Source organism: Marinobacter zhejiangensis (genome assembly GCF_900114775.1).
Classification (GTDB): Bacteria; Pseudomonadota; Gammaproteobacteria; order Pseudomonadales; family Oleiphilaceae; genus Marinobacter; species Marinobacter zhejiangensis.
On record NZ_FOUE01000007.1, the window covers coordinates 17,574 to 38,412 of the forward strand.

Here is a 20,839-nt window from a genome sequence, read left to right on the forward strand (position 1 = left end):
GCGACGCAAAGGAATAAGCGGTGTCTGAACAGCAGCAAACATGGCGGCACAAGCTGGCTGCCGGGCTAGAAGCCTGGCGGTTCGGCTTTGTGCTGTCTGTGTTTCTTGCTGTGGCTATGGTTCTTGCCTGGCGCCTCGTCGGGTTGCACGTGGTGGATCAGGAGTTTCTTCGCCACCAGGGGGATGTGCGTACCATCCGGGCCGAAACCATCGACGCTCACCGGGGGATGATCACCGACCGCTATGGCGAGCCACTGGCGGTTAGCACACCGGTACAAACCCTCTGGGCAAACCCAACGGAAATGGATCCGGACGACCCTCGGTTGGCCAATGCTGCCCGTTTGCTGGAACTGACGGAAGCTGAGCTGCGTCAGCGCATCCGTGATTACGCGACCCGCCGCTTTATCTACATTCAGCGGAAAATGCAGCCGAGTCTTGCCCAGCAGGTGATGGATCTGCGTATACCGGGCTTGTACAGCCGGCGGGAATACCAGCGCTTCTACCCGGCGGGTGAAGTCACCGCGCACGTTGTTGGCTTTACCAACATCGACGAGCACGGTCAGGAAGGTATGGAGCTGTCCTACGACAATTGGCTGGACGGCATTCCGGGGGCCAAGAGGGTGTTGCGGGACAACCGGGGGCGGACTGTCAGCGACCTGTCGCTGATTAGCGACGCCAGCCCCGGCGGCGATCTGTCGCTGAGTATCGATCTGCGCCTGCAGTACCTGGCCTATCGGGAGCTGAAAGCCGTAGTCACCGCCCACGAAGCCAAAGGCGGCACCCTGGTTATGCTCGATGTGAGTACCGGCGAGGTACTGGCCATGGTGAACCAGCAATCGTATAACCCGAATGATCGCAGTCAGCTCAGTCCGGAACGGCTGAGAAACAAGGCGATCACTGACCTCTTCGAGCCGGGGTCGCCGATGAAGCCGATTGCCATGGCCGCGGCCCTGGAATCGGGGAGATACAGCCTGTCCAGCACCATTGATACATCGCCGGGTTATCGGCGATTTGGTCGTTTTACGATCCGGGATGCGCGGAATTATGGCGTGATTGACATGACGACGGTAATTGCCAAGTCCAGCAACGTGGGTATCAGTCGTATTGCCAATGATCTCGGCGGTGATGTGATTCGGGATCTGTATTTCCGCATGGGGCTGGGGCAGGCCTCTGGCATCGGTTTCCCTGGTGAGGCGGTTGGTGTCCTGCCATCTCCGCCCCGCTGGCGGCCAGTCGAAGAAGCGACGTTGTCGTACGGCTATGGGCTGAGTGTCAATGCCCTGCAGCTAGCCCAGGCCTATATGGTCCTGGCCAATGGTGGCATCCGTTATCCGCTGAGCTTGTTGAAGCTTGATCAGGCACCAGAAGGTGAACGGGTGTTGTCAGAGCATGTGACTGCGCAGATTCGCGGCATGCTTAGAACGGTCGTTGAAAATGGCACAGGCCGACGTGCCCAGCCGGTACTCTATTCGGCCGGTGGTAAGACCGGGACCGTGCATTTGGTCGGCCAAGGTGGCTATGAGGACAGTGAGTACAAGGCGATCTTTGCAGGCATGGCGCCGATTGATAACCCAAGAATTGTAACTGTAGTGGCTGTGGACGCGCCGCAGGCAGGCGAGTATTACGGTGGTGAAGTGGCAGCACCGGTTTTTGGCCGAGTGATGAGCGATGCGTTACGGCTGCTGAATGTACGGCCGGAACTGGAGCTGAGTGAGACAACAGCTGAACTCACCCTATCCGGAGAGCGGGGCTAATCCTATGTGCATCACATCCCTGAGTTCTTTGTTACATGGAATCGTAGACGTACCGTCGGTATTCGATGTCACCATTCACGGCCTGGCAACAGACAGCCGTGCAGTGAACAAGGGGGACGCGTTTGTGGCGCTTGCTGGTGAGCGAACGAGTGCGGATCACTACGTTGACCAGGCGATAGAGGCAGGGGCTACCGTGGTGCTGCTGGATGTGTCTGAGCCGGCAAGTTGTCGCGAGCATCGGGGCGCGTTGCTGGTTCCGGTACCTTCATTGCGGGCGCAGCTGGGGCTGATCGCGGATCGCTTCTATGAACGTCCGTCGCAACGCCTTCGCTTGATCGGTGTCACGGGAACCAACGGCAAGACCTCTGTCAGCCAGTACATTGCCCAGTTGCTTAATGAGACCGGTACCCCTTGCGGCATTATTGGCACCTTGGGGTATGGCATGCCGGGACGCCTGCAGACTGCCACTCATACCACCCCTGACGTGGTCAAGGTGAATCAGACGTTGGCTCAGGTTCTGGCCCAGCAAGGGCGTGCAGCCGCAATGGAGGTTTCCTCCCACGCTCTGGATCAGGGGCGCACGGACAACCTGACCATGACCGGCGCGGTTTTTACCAACCTGACACGTGACCACCTGGACTACCACGGCACCATGGAGGCCTACGGCAGTGCCAAGGCTCGACTGTTTAACCGGGATGAACTCCATTTTGCGGTGATTAATTTCGATGACCCGTTCGGTCGTCAGCTTTATAAGCAGCTGGATGGTGTCTGTGACCGGGTGCGTTACAGCTTACATGAGTCCCAGACAGAGCTCTGGCTGACGCGGTTCGAGCCGACTGCTGGCGGAATGGATATCTCCGTAGATGGTCTGTGGGGGGCGTTTGATGTGTCTGCACCGCTGATGGGTAGCTTTAATGCGAGTAACCTGCTGGCGGCGATGGGGGCTGTGTTGAGTCTGGGCGTGCCCGTCGCACGGGTAGTGAGTGCGGCAGCACGACTGACACCGCCGCCTGGGCGACTGGAATCATTCACCGGCGCAACCGGGGTTCAGGTTGTGGTCGATTATGCCCACACACCGGATGCCCTTGCCAATGCGCTGGCGGCATTAAGAGCGCACGTCAGGGGACGTTTGATTTGTGTGTTTGGGTGCGGTGGTGACCGGGACTCCGGCAAGCGACCAGAGATGGCCAAAGAGGCCGAGTCCGGAGCAGACCTGGTCATTGTGACGGATGATAACCCGCGGAGTGAATCACCCCAGGCCATTGCAGATGACATTGTCGCGGGTTTTATCGAGCCTGCGCGGGTAACGGTTATTCATGACCGCGCCGAAGCTATCCGGGCAGCGGTCTCCATGGCGGAAGCCGGTGATGTGGTTCTGATCGCCGGGAAAGGTCATGAGAGCTGGCAGGAAATGGCCGGTCAGCGCTTGCCTTTCAGCGATGTGGAGCAAGTCCGTCATGCGCTTGATCTGAATGGAGGGGTGGCGTGATCGGTTCGTGGTCTTTAGCTGAAGTGGCGCAGGTCATAGGCGCAGATACGATCAGCGAATCAGGGGTGATCGCTGGTGTGTCGACCGATACCCGAAATTTGGGTGACGGTGACCTGTTCGTGGCGCTTAGGGGCGAGCACTTTGATGGCCATAACTTTATTGGCCAGGCCAGTGATGCAGGCGCCGTAGCTGCGGTGGTTGATACCGTGGATAGCCGCGTTGGCCTGCCCCAGCTGAAGGTTAAGGACACGTTGGCGGGGTTGTCGGCGTTCGCCGCGGCCAACCGGGATCGTAGTCGTGCCGAGTTTGTGGCCGTTACCGGCAGCAGTGGCAAGACCACCGTGAAAGAAATGTTGGCTGCGATCCTGGGGGAAGAGGCGCCTACCCTGGCGACCCAGGGTAATTTGAACAACCACATCGGGGTGCCCCTGACCCTTTTGAGGATTGCTCAAGAACATCGTTATGCCGTGGTGGAGCATGGCGCCAGCGGCGTTGGTGAAATTGCCCAAACGATTGCACTGACGAGGCCGGATGTTGCCATCATCACTAACGCGGCAGAGGCACACCTCGAGGGGTTTGGCAGCTACGACAATATTGTCATTGCCAAAGGTGAAATCATTGATGGAGTGAACAGCCAGGGCGTGGTGGTGCTCAACCAGGATGACCCGGCATTCCCTGCTTGGCGTAAGCGAGCAGGAGATCGCCGGGTGGTATCGGTCAGTGCGCGCCCGGGTAGCGGGGCAACCTATGAACTGGCATCGCTGGAGTTGTTGCCCTCCGGTCAGCGGTTAACGGTAATAGGGCCCGAAGGCTGGCGTTGTGAGCTGGTCCTCCCGCTGCCAGGTGAGCATAACGCTTTGAATGCCATGCTGGCGATTGCAGCCGTTCGTGCATTAAGGCTGGCTGACAATGCTATTACCCGTGGTCTTGAGGGAATGAAGCCGGTTAAGGGGCGGTTAAGCCAGGCAGAAATTGCGACCGGGCTGACGCTGATTGATGACAGCTATAACGCCAACCCGTCTTCAATGAAGGCGGCATTGAAGGTTCTGGCTGGCAGGTCCGGCAAGCGGATTGCAGTGCTGGGAGCCATGGCCGAGCTGGGGAGTGATTCCGACCGCTTGCACCAGGAGGTGGGTGAAGCGGCGGCCAAACTGGGGATCGAGCAATTGGTGGTTGTCGGCGGAGGCTGTGAGGGCTACCGGACAGGCTTCGGGACCTCAGCGGTGGCCTGTGCCGACCACGACACTGCGGTGACGTACCTGATGCAACAACACAATGGCCCGATGACGGTACTGGTCAAGGGGTCTCGTAGTTCCGCCATGGAGCGTGTGGCGGAGGGACTAAAAGAAAAGGTGACTAATTCATGCTGCTCTGGCTGACAGAGATTCTCTCACAGTACTTTTCCTCGCTGACGGTCTTTCAGTACCTGACCTTACGGGGGATTTTCGGCGTTCTGACGGCGCTGGTGATCTCCCTGATGATTGGTCCACTGATGATCCGGAAGCTGAGCCAATATCAGATCGGGCAGGCGGTGCGTGATGATGGGCCTCAGACTCATTTGAGCAAAGCGGGCACGCCGACTATGGGGGGCGCCCTCATTCTGGTCGCCATTGCGATCAGTACCTTGTTGTGGGCTGACCTCAGCAGTCGCTATGTGTGGATTACGCTCATGGTGACGCTGCTGTTTGGCGCCATTGGCTGGGTGGATGACTATCGCAAAGTGGTTGAGCGCAACCCGAGAGGTCTGCCAGCTCGTTGGAAGTACTTCTGGCAGTCAGTGGTTGGCGCAGGTGCGGCTATTGCCCTTTATTACAGCGCGAGCCTGCCTCAGGAAACATCGCTGTACGTACCTTTCTTTAAAGACGTAACTCTGACGATGGGGCCGGTGCTGTTTGTGTTGCTGACCTACTTCGTCATTGTCGGCAGCAGTAATGCGGTAAACCTGACCGATGGGCTTGATGGTTTGGCCATTATGCCGACGGTGATGGTGGCCGGGGCGCTGGCGATCTTTGCGTACCTGTCCGGGCACGTACAGTTTGCCAACTACCTGTTGATCCCCCATTTACCAGGCACCGGCGAACTGATTGTTTTCTGCGGGGCCATTGTTGGTGCGGGGCTAGGCTTCTTGTGGTTCAACACCTACCCGGCCCAGGTTTTTATGGGCGACGTAGGAGCGCTGGCGCTGGGCGCAGCGCTGGGAGTCGTGGCGGTCATCGTTCGGCAGGAAATTGTGTTGTTCATTATGGGCGGTGTGTTTGTGATGGAGACTATTTCGGTGATTCTGCAGGTTGGATCGTTCCGCCTGACGGGGCGCCGGATCTTCCGTATGGCACCACTCCATCACCATTTTGAATTGAAAGGCTGGCCTGAACCCCGGGTAATTGTGCGGTTCTGGGTCATTACCGTGGTGCTGGTCCTGATCGGACTGGCCACCCTGAAAATTCGTTAACAACAGCGGGTAGTCATGACTGTTATCGTATCGGATCGTCGCACACTGGTCGTAGGGCTCGGTAAAACCGGGCTCTCCTGCGTGCGCTATCTGTGTGCGCAAGGTCGTGAGCTGGCCGTGGCTGACAGCCGCATGGCTCCACCCGGACTGGATGAGCTCCGGGCCGAGTTTCCCGATGTTGCCGTGTTCCTGGGTCCGTTCGACGCGGCCCTGTTCAGCCGTTACAACGAACTGGTTGTAAGCCCGGGTATTGCCATCGCGGAACCCGCCATTCAGGCTGCCGCCAATCAAGGGGCCCGTATCCGTGGGGATATAGACCTGTTCGCCGAGGCCGCGGAAGCGCCGATCGTTGCGATTACCGGCTCCAATGGCAAAACCACCGTGACCACCTTGGTGGGGGAGATGGCTAAAGCGGCCGGTGTCAGCGTTGCGGTTGGTGGCAACATTGGTACACCGGCACTGGAGTTGCTCAGCCCTGACGTTGAGCTTTATGTGCTTGAACTTTCCAGCTTCCAGCTGGAAACAACCGATCAACTTGGGGCGCTGGCGGCCACCGTGTTGAATGTAAGCGACGATCACATGGATCGTTACGCTTCGCGAATGGACTACTTCCAGGCCAAGCAGCGTATTTACCGGGGCTGTAATACTGCGGTCGTTAACCTGGACGATGCCTTGAGCACACCGATGGCGCGTGACTCGATGCGTTTCCTGTGCTTCGGCTTTCATCGGGTTAACCCGGACACCTTCAGCACCCGTGACGACCAGGATGGCACCTGGATCACTTTTGGTTTTGACAACCTCCTGCTGGCGGATGAGCTAAAGCTGCTTGGCCGTCACAATGTCAGCAACGTGATGGCGGCGCTGGCGCTGGGTCATGCGGCAGGGTTGCCGATGGATGTGATGTTGAGCGTTGCCCAACGGTTCCACGGTCTTCCGCATCGCTGCGAGTTTGTTCGAGAGCTGGACGGCGTTGACTACGTCAACGACTCCAAAGGCACTAACGTGGGTGCAACCGTGGCAGCCATTGAAAGCCTGGCGCCGGTATCCGGGAAAGTCGTGCTGATTGCCGGTGGTGATGGAAAAGGGGCCGATTTTGACCTGCTGGCGGCTCCGGTGTCTGCCCATTGCCGAGCCGTGGTGCTGATAGGGACGGATGCTGGAAAAATTGCCCAATCACTGGGCGATGACGTATTTGTGTCCAGGGCTTCGACATTGGCGGATGCGGTTTTGGATGCGAAAGCCAAGGCTCAGCCAGGAGATCGCGTTCTGCTGTCTCCGGCCTGTGCCAGCTTTGACATGTTTCGGGATTATCTTGATCGGGGCGATCAGTTCCGCCACCTGGTGGAGGCATTGTGATGGAAATGACAATGCCGGGGATCAGGAGGCAGGGAATGCTGAACAGCATTCAGCCGTTGCACTGCCTGATCATCAGCGCTTCGGCACTGCTGGTGCTGGGTGTGATCATGATTTCGTCGGCGTCCATGGATATGGCGGCTGAGACGCTCGGCAACAGCTATCACTATATTGCCCGCCAACTGGTGTTTGCCGCTATGGGTTGTGCCCTTGCATTGGGGGCGGTCAATGTTCCGCTGGCCTGGTGGGAGCGCAGCGGTTGGCTACTTCTGGGCATTGGTCTGTTAGTGCTGGTTCTGGTGCTGACACCGATTGGACGAACGGTTAATGGCTCAACCCGTTGGATTCCATTCGGGCTGTTTAATATTCAGGTATCGGAAATCGCCAAGCTGTGCCTTATTGCGTACCTGGCAGGCTACATTGTCCGGCGTCGTGACGAGCTGGTGAATACTTGGTCTGGGTTTATCCGGCCGATGGCCGTGCTGACGCTGGCCTCCATTCTGTTGGTCATTGAGCCGGACTTTGGAGCGACGGTGGTCCTGATGACAGCGGCATTGGGCATGATTTTTCTGAGTGGGGTCCGGCTAAGGCTGTTTCTCCCGCTCATTGCGTTCTGTGTGGTTATGGGGGTGGCGCTGATTGTGACGCAGCCCTACCGCCTTAAACGTGTGATCAGCTATCTGGATCCCTGGAAGGATCAGTTTGATACCGGGTACCAGCTTACCCAGTCGCTGATTGCCTTTGGTCGGGGCGAGTGGGCGGGTGTTGGGCTGGGGAACTCAGTACAGAAACTGTTTTATCTGCCGGAGGCCCACACCGACTTTATTTTCGCCATCGTCGCGGAAGAATTTGGTCTCCTGGGGTCGTTGTTGGTGCTGGGGCTGTTTGTGACCTTGGTGGTATCAGGAATGATGATTGCCCGTCGAGCGGAAAAGGCTGGGATGACCTTTGCTGGCTGTTTCGCCTATGGCCTTACGTTAATCATCGGCTTGCAGGCAACCATCAATATTGGTGTGAACACCGGCCTGCTTCCGACCAAGGGACTTACATTGCCTTTGATGAGCTATGGCGGTTCTAGCCTGCTGGTGATGTGTATATGTATCGGGGTCCTGATACGGGTGGAAATGGAACGGCTTGATCTTCAGGAGAATGGCGAAAGCGATGTCAAACCCGCACTGGCCGGAGGGGCGTCCTATGACGACTAAACGCTTCCTGGTTATGGCCGGCGGTACCGGTGGCCATGTGTTTCCGGCGCTGGCTACCGCGAGGGCGCTGCAGGCCAAAGGTCATGAAGTCCACTGGCTTGGCTCAAAAGGCGGCATGGAAGAGCGTTTGATCGGTGACACCGGTATCGACATGTCCCTCATCGCGATTAAAGGACTGCGGGGTAAAGGCAAACTGGCTTTATTGGCCGCGCCATTCCGCTTGCTGCGGGGGCTTGCTGAGGCGCTTGCTGTGGTTCGGCGGCAAAAGCCGGACTGTGTGATTGGTATGGGCGGATTTGTCACAGGGCCTGGAGGTCTCGCGGCCTGGCTCACCAGAACGCCGTTGGTCATTCACGAGCAGAACGCGGTGGCGGGATTGACCAACCGTTTGCTTGCCCGGTTAGCCAAAACCGTTCTGGAGGCATTCCCCGGCAGTTTTGGTCCTGGTGTGGTGACTCGTTGCACCGGTAACCCAGTGCGTGAGGACCTGGCCAGCATCGTTGAACCTGAAGCCCGGCTGGCCGACCGTCAAGGGCCAATGAACCTGCTGGTGGTTGGTGGCAGTCTTGGGGCCCAGGCAATCAATCAATGCTTGCCGGAAGCATTGGCGCTGGTGCCTGAGGCGTTACGCCCGGTTGTTCGCCACCAGAGCGGAGAAAAGAACCTGGAGATGGCTCAGCAGGCGTATCGTGACGCCGGTGTTGAGGCCAGCATTGAGCCTTTCATCAAGGATATGGCCGCCGCCTACGAATGGGCGGATCTGGTGCTCTGTCGGGCTGGTGCGCTGACCATTTCTGAACTGTGTGTCGCAGGGGTGGGCGCCATATTGGTGCCGTATCCCCATGCGGTGGATGATCATCAAACCCGAAATGCCCAGCAGATGGTTAAGGCCAAGGCTGGCATTTTGATCCCCCAGCAGCGGCTCGGCGCCGAGTCGTTGGCATCAACGCTAACGGATCTGTTTGCTGACCGGGAACGGGTGAAAAATATGGCGGTTGAGGCGAGGGCCTTGGCCCGCCCCGACGCGACGGAGAGAGTTGTGAACTATTGCCTGGAGGCAACTGATGCCTGAACTGACCCAGCCCCCTTTGGTATACCAGGTGCCTGAGATGCGCCGGATTCGCCGAATTCATTTTGTCGGCATCGGTGGCGCTGGCATGTGTGGCATTGCCGAAGTACTGAAAAACCAGGGCTACGACGTTTCCGGATCGGATATCCGCCGAGGCGCGGTGACTGACCGTTTGGAGTCCCTGGGTGTGAAGGTGTTCATTGGCCATAGTGAAGCCAACAGTGCCGATGCCGATGTGGTGGTGGTTTCGACCGCAGTTGCCAGCGATAACCCTGAGGTGGCTGGCGCTCGTGCCCGCCGTGTTCCCATCGTTCCCCGCGCAGAAATGTTGGCGGAGATCATGCGCTATCGCCACGGTATTGCCGTTGCAGGTACCCACGGCAAGACCACGACCACCAGTCTGATTGCATCGATTCTTGGTGAGGCCAAGCTCGATCCAACCTTCGTGATCGGCGGCAAGCTTAACAGCGCCGGGACCAACGCTCAGCTGGGTGGCTCTCGTTACCTGGTGGCTGAGGCCGATGAGAGCGATGCGTCATTTTTGCATCTGACTCCGGTTATCTCCGTGGTGACCAACATTGAAGCTGACCACATGGACACCTACGGCGGCGATGTCGGCAAACTCAAGCAGACCTTTGTGGATTTTCTCCATAACCTGCCGTTCTACGGCATTGCCGTGATGTGTATTGACGATGAGTACGTTCGGGAGGTTATTCCCCGGATTTCGCGGGCAATCATCACCTATGGCATTGATAACAGTGAGGCAGACTATCGTGCGGAGCAGATCGTAACGGCTGGCCTGGTCACGCGCTTTGTCGCCAAGCGCCCTGGTGGACGCCCGGACTTGCAGGTAGAGCTGCGGATGCCGGGGCGCCATAACGTCCTCAATGCGCTGGCCGCCATTGCAGTTGCAACCGATGAAGGCGTGGATGATGCCGCCATTTGTGCGGGGCTGGCCGGGTTCGCGGGGGTTGGTCGCCGGTTCCAGGTTTATGGTGATTTCAAAACACCGGTGGGAACGGTGACGCTGGTTGATGACTACGGTCACCACCCAACCGAGGTGGATGCGGTTATCAAGGCCGCCAGACAGGCCTACCCGGGGCGCCGGTTGGTCATGCTGTATCAGCCCCACCGCTATACCCGTACCCGGGATCTGTATGAGGATTTTGTCCGTGTACTTTCGGAAGTGGACGGTCTACTGCTGATGGACGTCTATTCCGCCGGTGAGGCTCCGATTCCGGGAGCGGATGGCCGGGCGCTTTGTCGCAGCATTCGGCAGCGAGGCAAGGTTGAACCGTTGTTTGTTGAGCGTAATGAAGAAATTGAACATCTGCTGGCGAGTACCCTACAGGACGGTGACCTGCTGATCACCCAGGGTGCTGGAGACATTGGTGGCGTGGCGACACGCCTGGCCGCGGCAGGGGTAATTGCAAGTGAGTGATATGAGCGAACAGGTATACCGAGTTGATGCCGCCACCCGTGATGCACTGGGGCGTGTTGCTGTCTTTATGGGCGGGGACTCCGCAGAACGTGAGGTTTCCCTGAACAGCGGCGCAGCGGTGGTCAGTGCTCTGCAATCCGCGGGTGTGGATGCCTTCGGGGTTGATGTCCGCGGCTGCCTGCTCAAAGCGGTGGAGAACCCCCAGTTTGACCGGGTCTTTATTGCCCTGCACGGCCGTGGTGGCGAAGACGGAACCCTGCAGGCCATCCTGGCTCAGGCTGGTCTCCCGTACACGGGGAGTGAAGTGCTTGCGTCAGCCCTGGCGATGGATAAGCTGCGCAGCAAATACGTATTTGAGGGTTGTAACCTGCCGACGCCCCGGTTCCGGGCAATGGGGGCGGTTGAGGAAGCGGATGATGTGCTGGCTGCTCTCAGGGCGCCGCTTAGCGTGAAGCCTTCGCGGGAAGGCTCCAGTATCGGAATCCGCAAGGTTAGCACCCGGGAAGAGCTGGTTGCAGCTTATGAAGAAGCCAGCCAGCACGACTCTCTGGTGTTGGTGGAGGAGTGGATTGAAGGCCCTGAGTTTACGGTAAGCGTGCTTCAGGGACGGGCGCTTCCGGCGATAGGTCTGAGTACCGACCACGAATTCTACGACTACGACGCCAAATACCTGGCCAACGACACCCAGTATCGCATCCCCTGTGGTCTGGCGCCTGAGCAGGAAGTGGAACTGCAGCGGCTGGCGGTCGAAGCGTTTCAGGTGATCGGTTGTCGCACCTGGGGGCGAGTGGACGTGATGCAGGACCGTGATGGTCAATTTTGGCTGCTGGAGGTCAACACCTCACCCGGAATGACCGATCACAGTCTGGTGCCGATGGCGGCCCGGGCCGCTGGTATCAGTTTTGAAGAACTGGTGGTTCGGATACTGAAAGATACGTTGGGAGAAGCGCGTGCTTGAATGGGTCCTGGTGCGGAGTCGCGCCGTTCCCCCCGAGCCACCAAAGCGGCGGGGGGCAACCTCGCTGGAGCCGGAAGGCGATGGATTCAACCCGTTCTGGGGAATGCTGGCAGCGGTTCCTTGGGGACAGGTCTGCCTTGGGGTCCTCGTGGTCGTGCTGGCTGGAATGGTGCCTTGGGGCGCCAGCCAGGTGTTGACGACCCTGGATCGCCAGATCATGGCGATTGACGTTCATGGTGAGCTGGTGGGGGAAAGCCAGGTAGCCCTTGAACGCCAGGTAGGTAAGTGGGTTGGGCGCAGCTTCTTTGCCACCGACCTGGCTGAAATAAAGGATGCGTTGGAACAGCGTCCCTGGGTTCAGAGTGCGGCCGTAAGACGGGTATGGCCAGACCGGCTGGTGGTGGATATCCGGGAAAAGAAACCGCTGGCCTACTGGAACCAGGATCAGCTGGTGAGTCGTACAGGCCAGTTGTTCCGGCCGGGTAATCGGGAAGTGGCAGGGCGCCTGCCGCAGTTGGCGGGGCCCGACGAACGGGTTGAGGACGTCATTGCCATGGCCAGAACGATGGCGGAAGCGCTGGCGGAAAAAGGTGTCGGGTTTGCTGGGCTGACGCTGGAGCCCCGGGGGGCCTGGACCCTGCTGCTGAACAATGGAATTGAGGTTTCGCTTGGGCGGGATCAGGTGAACCAACGGTTTGAGCGCTTCATGGCTGTATACCAGGGCCAGTTGGCTCCCAGGGCAGACGAAGTGGAAAGGATTGATGCGCGTTACACCAACGGTGTGGCGGTTCAGTGGAAGCCACTGGATGAGTCATCGGGCAGTAAATCATAGAGCATTTATCAGAATCACGATTTGGTGAATTACATGTCATCGGTTGATACGGAAAACATGATTGTTGGCCTCGATATCGGAACCTCCAAGGTGGTTGCGATTGTCGGTAAGCGCAAACTGGATGGAACGATTGAAGTGGTCGGGATTGGCTCACATCCGTCCCGGGGGCTCAAGCGTGGTGTGGTGGTTAACATCGAAACCACCGTGCAGGCTATCCAGCGTGCTGTGGAAGAGGCTGAGCTGATGGCTGGGTGCCGGATTCACTCCGTCTATGCGGGTATTGCCGGTAGCCATATCAAGAGCCTGAATTCCCATGGAATTGTTGCAATCCGGGACCGGGAAGTAACGCAGGCGGACATTGATCGGGTGATTGATGCTGCTCAGGCCGTTGCTATTCCAGCGGACCAGAAGGTCCTGCACATCCTGCCCCAGGAGTTCGTGATTGATAACCAGGAGGGGATCAAGGAGCCGATGGGGATGTCCGGTGTGCGCCTGGAGGCGAAGGTGCACCTTGTCACGTGTGCGGTCAATGCCGCGCAAAACATCGAAAAGTGTGTTCGCCGCTGCGGGCTCGATGTGGACGACATCATCCTGGAGCAACTGGCGTCCAGCTATTCGGTGTTGACCGATGATGAGAAAGAGCTCGGTGTGTGCGTAGTCGATGTGGGGGGTGGTACCACCGATATCGCGGTGTTTACCGGTGGCGCAATCCGCCATACCTCGGTGATTCCCATTGCCGGGGACCAGGTAACCAATGACATAGCGATGGCGCTGCGAACACCGACCCAGAACGCTGAAGAAATCAAGATCAAGTATGCCTGTGCGCTGACTCAGCTGGCAGGTGCGGATGAAACCATCAAGGTACCAAGTGTTGGCGACCGGGCTCCACGAGACCTGTCCCGCCAGGCACTTGCCGAAGTGGTAGAGCCGCGATACGAAGAACTGTTCACGCTGGTTCAGTCGGAGCTGCGCAGATCCGGGTTTGAGGATCTGATTCCGGCAGGCATCGTGATCACCGGCGGTTCCTCCACCATGGAAGGGGTGGTGGAACTGGCTGAAGAAATCTTCCACATGCCCGTACGCCTGGCTTGTCCGCAGGCCGTGGCGGGTATGACGGAGGTGGTCAACAACCCGATTTACGCCACCGGCGTGGGACTGTTGATCTATGGCTTCCGCCAGATGGATCTGGGAGGGGAGCCGACGGTCAAGAGCGAGGAGCAATCTTCGTTGGTTGAGCGTATGAAAAGCTGGTTTACCGGGAACTTCTAGGTAGCCGGCGGTATTTCCGGCCTTATGGCCGTATTGCGAAGCGATCTCGAAAACGACACGTAAAAAACAGCCGGTAACAGGCTGAATTCTGCACGAAGGAGTAAGGGAATGTTTGAACTAGTTGATAATGTCCAGCAAAGCGCTGTGATCAAGGTTATCGGTGTTGGTGGTGGCGGCGGCAACGCAGTTCGTCACATGCTGAACAGCGATATTGAAGGTGTTGAATTTATCTGTGCCAACACCGATGCCCAGGCCCTGACAGACCTGGAATCCCGTCAAATCATCCAGCTCGGTGGCAACATCACCAAAGGCCTGGGTGCGGGCGCGAATCCGGAAGTGGGTCGTCAGTCAGCCCTGGAAGATCGGGACCGGATCGCGGAAGTGATCAAGGGTGCGGATATGGTCTTCATTACCGCTGGCATGGGTGGTGGAACGGGAACGGGTGCAGCCCCGATCGTGGCGGAAGTGGCACGGGAAATGGGTGTGCTGACCGTGGCGGTGGTCACCAAGCCGTTTGTATTTGAAGGCGGCAAGCGTATGAGCGTGGCTGAGTCCGGTCTCAAGGACCTGGAAGAGAGCGTTGATTCGCTGATTACAATTCCGAACGAAAAACTGCTGGCGGTTTTGGGCAAAAAGACTAGCCTACTCGACGCTTTTGCCGCTGCGAACGATGTCCTGCTGGGCGCCGTTCAGGGAATCGCAGATCTCATTACCCGCAACGGTATGATCAACGTCGACTTTGCCGACGTTAAGACGGTCATGTCTGAAATGGGTATGGCGATGATGGGCACAGCCCGTGCCTCCGGTGAAAACCGTGCTCAGGAAGCGGCCGAAGCAGCCGTCCGCAGCCCGCTGCTGGAAGATATCAACCTGCAGGGCGCCAAAGGTATTCTGGTCAACATTACTGCGGGTATGGACCTCAACCTGGGTGAGTTCTCCGAGGTTGGCGATATCGTTCGTGAATTCGCGTCTGATACTGCAACTGTCGTGGTTGGTACTGTGATCGACCCTGAAATGACCGATGAGCTGAAAGTAACGGTTGTTGCGACTGGCCTCGGTGGGGAACGCGACAAGCCGACCAAGGTGGTAGACAATTCTCGCATGTTGGATGGCACCACCGATTACAACCAGTTGGATCGTCCGGCCGTTCTGCGTCGCCGAGCGGTATCCAATGGCAACGTGGCCATCGACCAGAGCAAGGAAAGTGAGGAGCAGGGCGTGGACTATCTCGATATTCCCGCATTCCTCCGTCGCCAGGCTGACTGATAGTCTGGCGAACATGCGTTGCTGTCTGCCTGGTGGAGGCACGAGGGCCAACACTTTTACTGTGTTGCTAAGGTAGTATAGGCAACCAATATGACCATCCGGTAACACCGGGTTGGTTAAATGGTATTCAGTTACGTTCTTTGGTATTCTTTGGCGAGTTTTTGTCCCGAAGATATCGACTTTTTGTTACGGGTATATGTACCGATGATCAAACAACGGACCCTTAAAAACACCATTCGTGCTACCGGCGTTGGCCTGCACTCGGGTGAGAAGGTTTATCTCACCCTGAAGCCAGCACCTGTGGACTCTGGCATTGTATTTCGGCGTACGGATCTTGATCCCGTCGTTGAGATCAAGGCTTGCGCTGAAAATGTCGGTGAAACCATGCTGTCGACGACGCTGGTAAAAGACGGTGTTCGCGTGGCGACAGTTGAGCACCTGCTCTCCGCCATGGCGGGTCTGGGCATCGACAACTGTTTCGTGGAGCTGAGTGCGGCGGAAGTGCCGATTATGGACGGCAGTGCTGGTCCATTTGTCTTCCTGCTTCAGTCGGCGGGTATTGCGGAGCAGGACTCGGCCAAGCGGTTCATTCGTATCAAGCGGGAAGTCACCGTGGAAGAAGGCGACAAGAAGGCGACCTTCCTGCCGTTCGACGGTTTCAAGGTGAGTTTCGGTATTGATTTTGACCACCCGGTCTTTAAAGGGCGTGCCCAGACCGCGTCTGTCGACTTTTCCAGCACTTCCTTTGTGAAGGAAGTCAGCCGTGCGAGAACCTTCGGGTTCATGCGCGACATTGAAAAGTTGCGCGCGATGAACCTGGCGCTGGGTGGCAGTGTGGACAACGCGATTGTTGTGGATGATTACAAAATCCTTAACGAAGACGGTCTGCGCTATGACGATGAATTCGTGAAGCATAAGGTGCTTGATGCCATCGGTGACCTGTACCTGCTGGGTAACAGCCTTATTGGCGAGTTCCAGGGTATCAAGTCAGGTCATGACCTGAACAATAAGCTGCTCCGTAAGCTGCGGGCGGAAGAGGATGCTTGGGAAGTGGTCACGTTCGAAGACGAAACCACCGCACCGATTTCATACCTCAAGCCTGTATTGGCGGCACAAGGGTAACGGTCAGGATAGACCTAGCCTTTAGTGTGGCTTGCAAGTTTTTCGAGAACTTCGCGTAGTTTTTTATCCTTCGTGTGCCCGGCTTCCTCTTTGAGGAGCCGGGCATTTTCGTTACTGAGAGGGGACATGGTCCGCGAGGATTGGCTGGAAAAACGAGCTGGCTTAACCTTGACCGTGAGCTTCCAGACGAAACGAAACAGGTCGTTTTCACGTAAGGCAGCCATGATTTCATGTTGCCGATAGCGAAGCTGGGTGGCGGCGGTGGCGGTTTCGGTGCTGAGGGTAAGCTCGCCCTCGTGGCAGCTGACGAAGCGGGTTCCCGGCTGAAGCTGTGGTGGCAGGGCAGACATTACCTGGCTTTCGGCCTGGCGGTGTAGCTCGGCTTTGCGCAACAGTTCGTTGAGTGTGGGGGATCGACCACTGCTGTCCGGGGTGAGTCCAAGGCTGGCTTTTTTCTTCATGGAATCGTTGTATACTCTACGGCGACAGTTACGATAGGTTACACTTCGGTACGTTTCTTCAGCGGGTCCTGTATTACACTCCTTTTACATTGAATGTTGAGGGGTGTCTACGCGCTGCTGGTTCTTAATATTTCCCAAGCGCAGACTTTTGGAATCCCGGAGCCTCTCAGCAAGAGATGATGGGATAAATTGCTGCTTAAGATTGAGTAGTCGGGGTCGGACGCCCCGTAATCAGGGATTGGAAGCCCGGCAGTTACGGCAAGAAAACAGGACGCTTACACCAAGGATGATGAAGGTGGCTCCTGGATGAACCCAGAAAATGATATGAATATTATCTTTGTAGGAAAGCGACACGGGAAATCCCGTGTGTTGTCGGTCCGTCTGCCGGTCGCCTTGTTCGTGCTGGCGATGATCCTTGCCGTTATGGGCAGTGCTGCCTGGCTTGGGTATCGGGTTGCGACCAGTCAGCAGGAGGTTTCCACCGTCGGTGTTTCTGGCCCGGTGGTTGAGGAATGGCAAGCCCGGCTTAAAGCTCAGCAAGATGAGCTGGAGGCGTTGCGAACGCTGTCCGGTCAGCAGGCCGATGCCTTGACGCTTCGGTTGGGCGAGATGCAAGGGCGCCTGTTAAGGCTGGATGCTATGGGGCAGCGCCTGGTTGAGTCCGGGCTTGTCGCGAGTGAGGAGTTCGACTTTGATCAGCCAGCGGCGGTTGGTGGTCCAGAAGATGGGCTTGTCGGTGAGTCGTTCCGGGCACCTGAGCTTGAGCAGATGATCAGTCAGCTGGAAACACGTATTGAAGACAGGGCGCAGCAGTTGCACCTCCTCGATACGCTGATTTCTCATAAGCGCATCGAAGATGAGCGTTTCGTGGCAGGTCGTCCGATTACCTGGGGGTGGTTGTCTTCTCGTTACGGTTACCGCTCAGACCCCTTCACCGGTCGCCGGGCTTGGCATGCCGGGGTTGATCTTGCTGGTAAGGAAGGTAGCGACATCATTGCCGTTGCCGCCGGCGTAGTGACCCACGCCGGAGAGCGTAATGGCTACGGGAATCTGGTGGAGGTGGACCATGGCGATGGCTTGGTTACCCGCTACGCCCACTGTAAAACCATCAGCGTCCAGGTTGGCGATGTGGTCCAGAAAGGGCAGGTTGTGGCCCTGATGGGGAGCACTGGCCGTTCAACCGGTCCACACGTTCACTTTGAAGTCTTGCGCAACGGCAAGTCTGAGAATCCAGAGCATTACATCCAGCGAGCCAGCCGTTAACGGTTGGCTCGTTTTCCCCTTCCTTTTACGGTCCTGAACCGTTCTGTGCTGGCTGCCTTTTTTCCTTTCACAAAATAAGGTTAGAATGCCCGCTTCCTCCGTTTAATCAAAGAAGCAGTGTTTTATGTTTAGAAAACTTGCAACGAAGATGTTCGGCAGTAAAAACGCCAGAGAGATCAAGAGAATGCGCAAGGTTGTCGCGCGCATTAATGAGCTTGAAGAGGCCCTGGGTGGACTGTCTGATACCGAGTTGCAAGGCAAGACGGTGGAGTTCCGCCGTCGCCTTGAAGAGGGCGAGTCCCTCGACGCCCTGCTTCCAGAAGCCTTCTCGACCGTTCGCGAAGCGAGCCGCCGGTGCATGGGGATGCGTCATTACGACGTCCAGCTGATCGGTGGGATCACCCTGCACGAAGGGCGGATTGCCGAAATGAAAACCGGGGAAGGTAAAACCCTGGTGGCTACTACGGCGGTCTATCTCAACGCGCTCAGTGGCAAGGGCGTTCACGTTATTACTGTGAACGACTACTTGGCGCGCCGGGATGCCGAGTGGATGGGCAAACTCTACAACTTCCTCGGTATGCAGGTTGGCGTGATTGTGGCTGGCCAGTCACCGGAGGAAAAGCGTGCCGCGTATCAGGCCGACATCACCTACGGTACCAACAACGAATTCGGTTTTGACTATCTCCGCGACAACATGGCGTTCAGTGCCGCAGACAAAATGCAGCGTGGGTTGAACTTTGCCATTGTCGATGAAGTGGACTCCATTCTGATCGATGAGGCGCGGACACCACTGATCATTTCCGGAGCGGCGGAAGACAGCTCAAAGCTCTACCAGGCCGTCAATGCCATGGTGCCTAGTCTGACCCGTGGTGAACTGAAGGAAGATGGTGAGCCGGATGGCGACTTCGCGATTGATGAAAAGTCCCGTCAAGTCGAACTCACCGAAGCCGGGCACGAAAAAGTTGAAGAATTGCTGCTCGAGGCTGGCTTGCTGCAGGAAGGCGAGAGCCTGTATTCCGCTGCCAACCTGAGCCTCCTGCACCATGTTCATTCTGCCCTGCGGGCGCACCACTTGTTCCAGAAGGATGTCGACTACATCGTTCAGGGCGGGCAGGTGGTCATTGTTGACGAGCATACCGGCCGTACCATGCCTGGCCGCCGCTGGAGCGAGGGTCTGCACCAGGCCATCGAAGCGAAGGAAGGCGTCAAGATTCAGGCCGAAAGCCAGACGCTGGCTTCTACGACATTCCAGAACTACTTCCGTCTGTACGAAAAGCTGGCCGGTATGACCGGTACGGCCGATACGGAAGCGTTTGAATTCCGCCAGATTTACGGCCTGGATGTGGTGGTTATCCCGCCCAACACCCCGGTTCAGCGGATTGACTACAACGACCTGGTTTACCTGACGCAGGAAGAGAAGTTCCACGCCATCATTGACGAGATCAAGGATGTGACCGCTGAAGGGCGTCCGATCCTTGTTGGTACCGCCTCGATTGAAGCGTCTGAATTGCTGTCCATGCTGCTCAAGAAGGCGAAGATCGACCATAAGATCCTCAACGCCAAGCAGCATGAGAGTGAAGCTCACATCGTTGCCCAGGCGGGCCGTCCAGGCGCGGTGACCATCGCGACGAACATGGCGGGCCGCGGTACCGACATTGTGCTAGGGGGTAACTGGGAATTCGAAGTGGCTGAAATGGACAGCCCCTCTGAAGAAGACGTTGCCAAGATCAAGGCGGCCTGGACCGAGCGCCATCAGCAGGTACTGGAGTCCGGCGGGCTGCATATCATTGGTACTGAGCGCCACGAATCCCGGCGTATTGATAATCAGCTGCGGGGCCGGGCCGGTCGTCAGGGCGACCCTGGTTCCTCAAGGTTCTTCCTGTCACTGGAAGACAACCTGATGCGGATCTTCGCGCCCGACCGGGTTAAGAGCCTGATGCAGGCGATGGGCATGAAGAAGGGTGAGGCTATTGAGCACCGTATGGTGACCAATGCCATTGAAAAGTCCCAGCGTAAGGTTGAAGGCCGCAACTTCGATATGCGGAAGACGTTGCTTGAGTACGATGATGTCGCTAACGACCAGCGTACGGTTATTTATGAGCAGCGTAACGAGGTGATGGCATCGGACGATGTGTCCGAGATGGTCAACACCATTCGTGAGGACGTTGTGGAGTCCCTGGTCAGCGAGTTTATTCCGCCTCAGAGCATGCCGGAACAGTGGGATGTCGCGGGCCTGGAAGCGCAGCTGCAATCCGAGATGGCTGTTGATCTGCCGATCCAGAAATGGCTGGATGACGACAGTAAGCTCTATGAAGAGAGCCTGCGCCAGAAGATCCTGGACGAAGTGGTCACGGTCTACGCCGGCAAGGAGTCGGTGGTGGGTGCCGAGTCCATGCGTCGGTTTGAAAAGCAGGTGTTCCTGCAGGTGCTGGATACCCTCTGGAAAGAGCACCTGTCCAACATGGATCACCTGCGTCGTGGCATTCACCTACGGGGTTATGCCCAGAAGAACCCCAAGCAGGAATACAAGCGTGAAGCCTTTAACCTGTTTGAGTCCATGCTGGAGACCATGAAACGGGACGTTACCCGGGTTCTGTGTCACGTTAAGGTTCAGAGTCAGGAAGAGATGGAAGAGGTGGAGCGTCGCCGCAAAGAGGCGTTGGAGCGCGAGCTGGCTTCTGCCCGGATGCGGCATGACGAGAGCAGTGCCGCCGCCCAGAGTGCTGGTGAGCAGGGTGGGGAGTCCGGTGCCGCACCGGCCACACCAGAGACTTTTGTCCGCCAGGAGCGAAAAGTGGGACGAAATGAACCTTGTCCCTGCGGGTCTGGCAAGAAGTTCAAGCAATGTCACGGAAAAGTCAGCTGACGCCCCCGTGAGAATCGTGGCCCGCATCCTGAGTTCCCTCAG

16 protein-coding genes are annotated in these 20,839 nt (G+C 57.5%); 15 read left to right on the top strand and 1 reads right to left on the bottom strand.

Features of this window, described 5'->3' with window-relative positions; genetic code table 11:
- Positions 1-20: 20 nt before the first annotated feature.
- From BMZ67_RS17365 to lpxC, 13 genes are all read left to right on the top strand, one after another.
- The gene (locus BMZ67_RS17365; RefSeq protein WP_092026288.1) at positions 21-1,754 is read left to right on the top strand and encodes a peptidoglycan D,D-transpeptidase FtsI family protein; all 1,734 of its coding nucleotides are present in this window, start codon (positions 21-23) and stop codon (positions 1,752-1,754) included.
- 4 nt (positions 1,755-1,758) lie between these two features.
- Complete coding sequence (locus tag BMZ67_RS17370; protein WP_092026290.1) at positions 1,759-3,243, top strand: UDP-N-acetylmuramoyl-L-alanyl-D-glutamate--2,6-diaminopimelate ligase; 1,485 nt, start codon at positions 1,759-1,761, stop codon at positions 3,241-3,243.
- Positions 3,240-4,622 (top strand): UDP-N-acetylmuramoyl-tripeptide--D-alanyl-D-alanine ligase, encoded by a 1,383-nt coding sequence (locus BMZ67_RS17375; RefSeq protein WP_092026293.1) that lies wholly within the window; start codon positions 3,240-3,242, stop codon positions 4,620-4,622. The genes BMZ67_RS17370 and BMZ67_RS17375 overlap by 4 nt, the downstream gene beginning before the upstream one ends.
- Entirely contained in the window at positions 4,607-5,692 is a 1,086-nt protein-coding gene (gene mraY / locus BMZ67_RS17380) for a phospho-N-acetylmuramoyl-pentapeptide-transferase (protein ID WP_092026297.1), read from the top strand. Before BMZ67_RS17375 ends, mraY begins: the two co-directional genes overlap by 16 nt.
- Positions 5,693-5,707: 15 nt before the next feature.
- Entirely contained in the window at positions 5,708-7,048 is a 1,341-nt protein-coding gene (murD, locus tag BMZ67_RS17385) for a UDP-N-acetylmuramoyl-L-alanine--D-glutamate ligase (protein ID WP_092026300.1), read from the top strand.
- Positions 7,048-8,250: a putative lipid II flippase FtsW gene (gene ftsW, locus BMZ67_RS17390; protein ID WP_092026303.1), complete on the top strand. Its 1,203-nt coding sequence runs from the start codon at positions 7,048-7,050 to the stop codon at positions 8,248-8,250. Before murD ends, ftsW begins: the two co-directional genes overlap by 1 nt.
- On the top strand, positions 8,240-9,322 hold the full coding sequence (murG, locus tag BMZ67_RS17395; RefSeq protein WP_092026306.1) for an undecaprenyldiphospho-muramoylpentapeptide beta-N-acetylglucosaminyltransferase: 1,083 nt from the start codon (positions 8,240-8,242) through the stop codon (positions 9,320-9,322). The genes ftsW and murG overlap by 11 nt, the downstream gene beginning before the upstream one ends.
- Complete coding sequence (gene murC / locus BMZ67_RS17400; RefSeq protein ID WP_092026309.1) at positions 9,315-10,760, top strand: UDP-N-acetylmuramate--L-alanine ligase; 1,446 nt, start codon at positions 9,315-9,317, stop codon at positions 10,758-10,760. Before murG ends, murC begins: the two co-directional genes overlap by 8 nt.
- Before the next feature lies 1 nt (position 10,761).
- Positions 10,762-11,718, top strand: coding sequence for a D-alanine--D-alanine ligase (locus BMZ67_RS17405; RefSeq protein WP_092026312.1), 957 nt, complete (start codon positions 10,762-10,764; stop codon positions 11,716-11,718).
- Positions 11,711-12,550, top strand: a complete 840-nt coding sequence (locus BMZ67_RS17410; RefSeq protein WP_092026315.1) for a cell division protein FtsQ/DivIB — start codon at positions 11,711-11,713, stop codon at positions 12,548-12,550. Before BMZ67_RS17405 ends, BMZ67_RS17410 begins: the two co-directional genes overlap by 8 nt.
- Before the next feature lie 57 nt (positions 12,551-12,607).
- Positions 12,608-13,819: a cell division protein FtsA gene (gene ftsA / locus BMZ67_RS17415; RefSeq protein WP_425434256.1), complete on the top strand. Its 1,212-nt coding sequence runs from the start codon at positions 12,608-12,610 to the stop codon at positions 13,817-13,819.
- Positions 13,820-13,927: 108 nt separating this feature from the next.
- Entirely contained in the window at positions 13,928-15,085 is a 1,158-nt protein-coding gene (gene ftsZ / locus BMZ67_RS17420) for a cell division protein FtsZ (RefSeq protein ID WP_092026321.1), read from the top strand.
- Positions 15,086-15,289: 204 nt separating this feature from the next.
- Positions 15,290-16,207: a UDP-3-O-acyl-N-acetylglucosamine deacetylase gene (gene lpxC, locus BMZ67_RS17425; protein ID WP_092026325.1), complete on the top strand. Its 918-nt coding sequence runs from the start codon at positions 15,290-15,292 to the stop codon at positions 16,205-16,207.
- Between the two features lie 14 nt (positions 16,208-16,221).
- On the opposite strand, the gene BMZ67_RS17430 is transcribed toward lpxC, so the two are convergent.
- Positions 16,222-16,668: a DUF721 domain-containing protein gene (locus BMZ67_RS17430; protein ID WP_092026330.1), complete on the bottom strand. Its 447-nt coding sequence runs from the start codon at positions 16,666-16,668 to the stop codon at positions 16,222-16,224.
- A gap of 324 nt (positions 16,669-16,992) precedes the next feature.
- Here BMZ67_RS17430 and BMZ67_RS17435 point away from each other — a divergent pair, with 324 nt between their 5' ends.
- Positions 16,993-17,931, top strand: a complete 939-nt coding sequence (locus BMZ67_RS17435; RefSeq protein ID WP_245750024.1) for a M23 family metallopeptidase — start codon at positions 16,993-16,995, stop codon at positions 17,929-17,931.
- 124 nt (positions 17,932-18,055) lie between these two features.
- Positions 18,056-20,797 carry a preprotein translocase subunit SecA gene (gene secA / locus BMZ67_RS17440; RefSeq protein WP_092026338.1) on the top strand — a complete coding sequence of 914 codons (2,742 nt, stop codon included), beginning with the start codon at positions 18,056-18,058 and terminating at the stop codon, positions 20,795-20,797.
- Positions 20,798-20,839: the final 42 nt, after the last annotated feature.

Coding starts and splice junctions, on each gene's coding strand:
- BMZ67_RS17370 (WP_092026290.1), top strand. CDS start 1,759: ATGTGCATCACATCCCTGAGTTCTTTGTTACATGGAATCGTAGACGTA.
- mraY (WP_092026297.1), top strand. CDS start 4,607: ATGCTGCTCTGGCTGACAGAGATTCTCTCACAGTACTTTTCCTCGCTG.
- murD (WP_092026300.1), top strand. CDS start 5,708: ATGACTGTTATCGTATCGGATCGTCGCACACTGGTCGTAGGGCTCGGT.
- ftsW (WP_092026303.1), top strand. CDS start 7,048: ATGGAAATGACAATGCCGGGGATCAGGAGGCAGGGAATGCTGAACAGC.
- murG (WP_092026306.1), top strand. CDS start 8,240: ATGACGACTAAACGCTTCCTGGTTATGGCCGGCGGTACCGGTGGCCAT.
- murC (WP_092026309.1), top strand. CDS start 9,315: ATGCCTGAACTGACCCAGCCCCCTTTGGTATACCAGGTGCCTGAGATG.
- BMZ67_RS17405 (WP_092026312.1), top strand. CDS start 10,762: ATGAGCGAACAGGTATACCGAGTTGATGCCGCCACCCGTGATGCACTG.
- ftsA (WP_425434256.1), top strand. CDS start 12,608: ATGATTGTTGGCCTCGATATCGGAACCTCCAAGGTGGTTGCGATTGTC.
- ftsZ (WP_092026321.1), top strand. CDS start 13,928: ATGTTTGAACTAGTTGATAATGTCCAGCAAAGCGCTGTGATCAAGGTT.
- lpxC (WP_092026325.1), top strand. CDS start 15,290: ATGATCAAACAACGGACCCTTAAAAACACCATTCGTGCTACCGGCGTT.
- BMZ67_RS17430 (WP_092026330.1), bottom strand. CDS start 16,668: ATGAAGAAAAAAGCCAGCCTTGGACTCACCCCGGACAGCAGTGGTCGA.
- BMZ67_RS17435 (WP_245750024.1), top strand. CDS start 16,993: ATGAATATTATCTTTGTAGGAAAGCGACACGGGAAATCCCGTGTGTTG.
- secA (WP_092026338.1), top strand. CDS start 18,056: ATGTTTAGAAAACTTGCAACGAAGATGTTCGGCAGTAAAAACGCCAGA.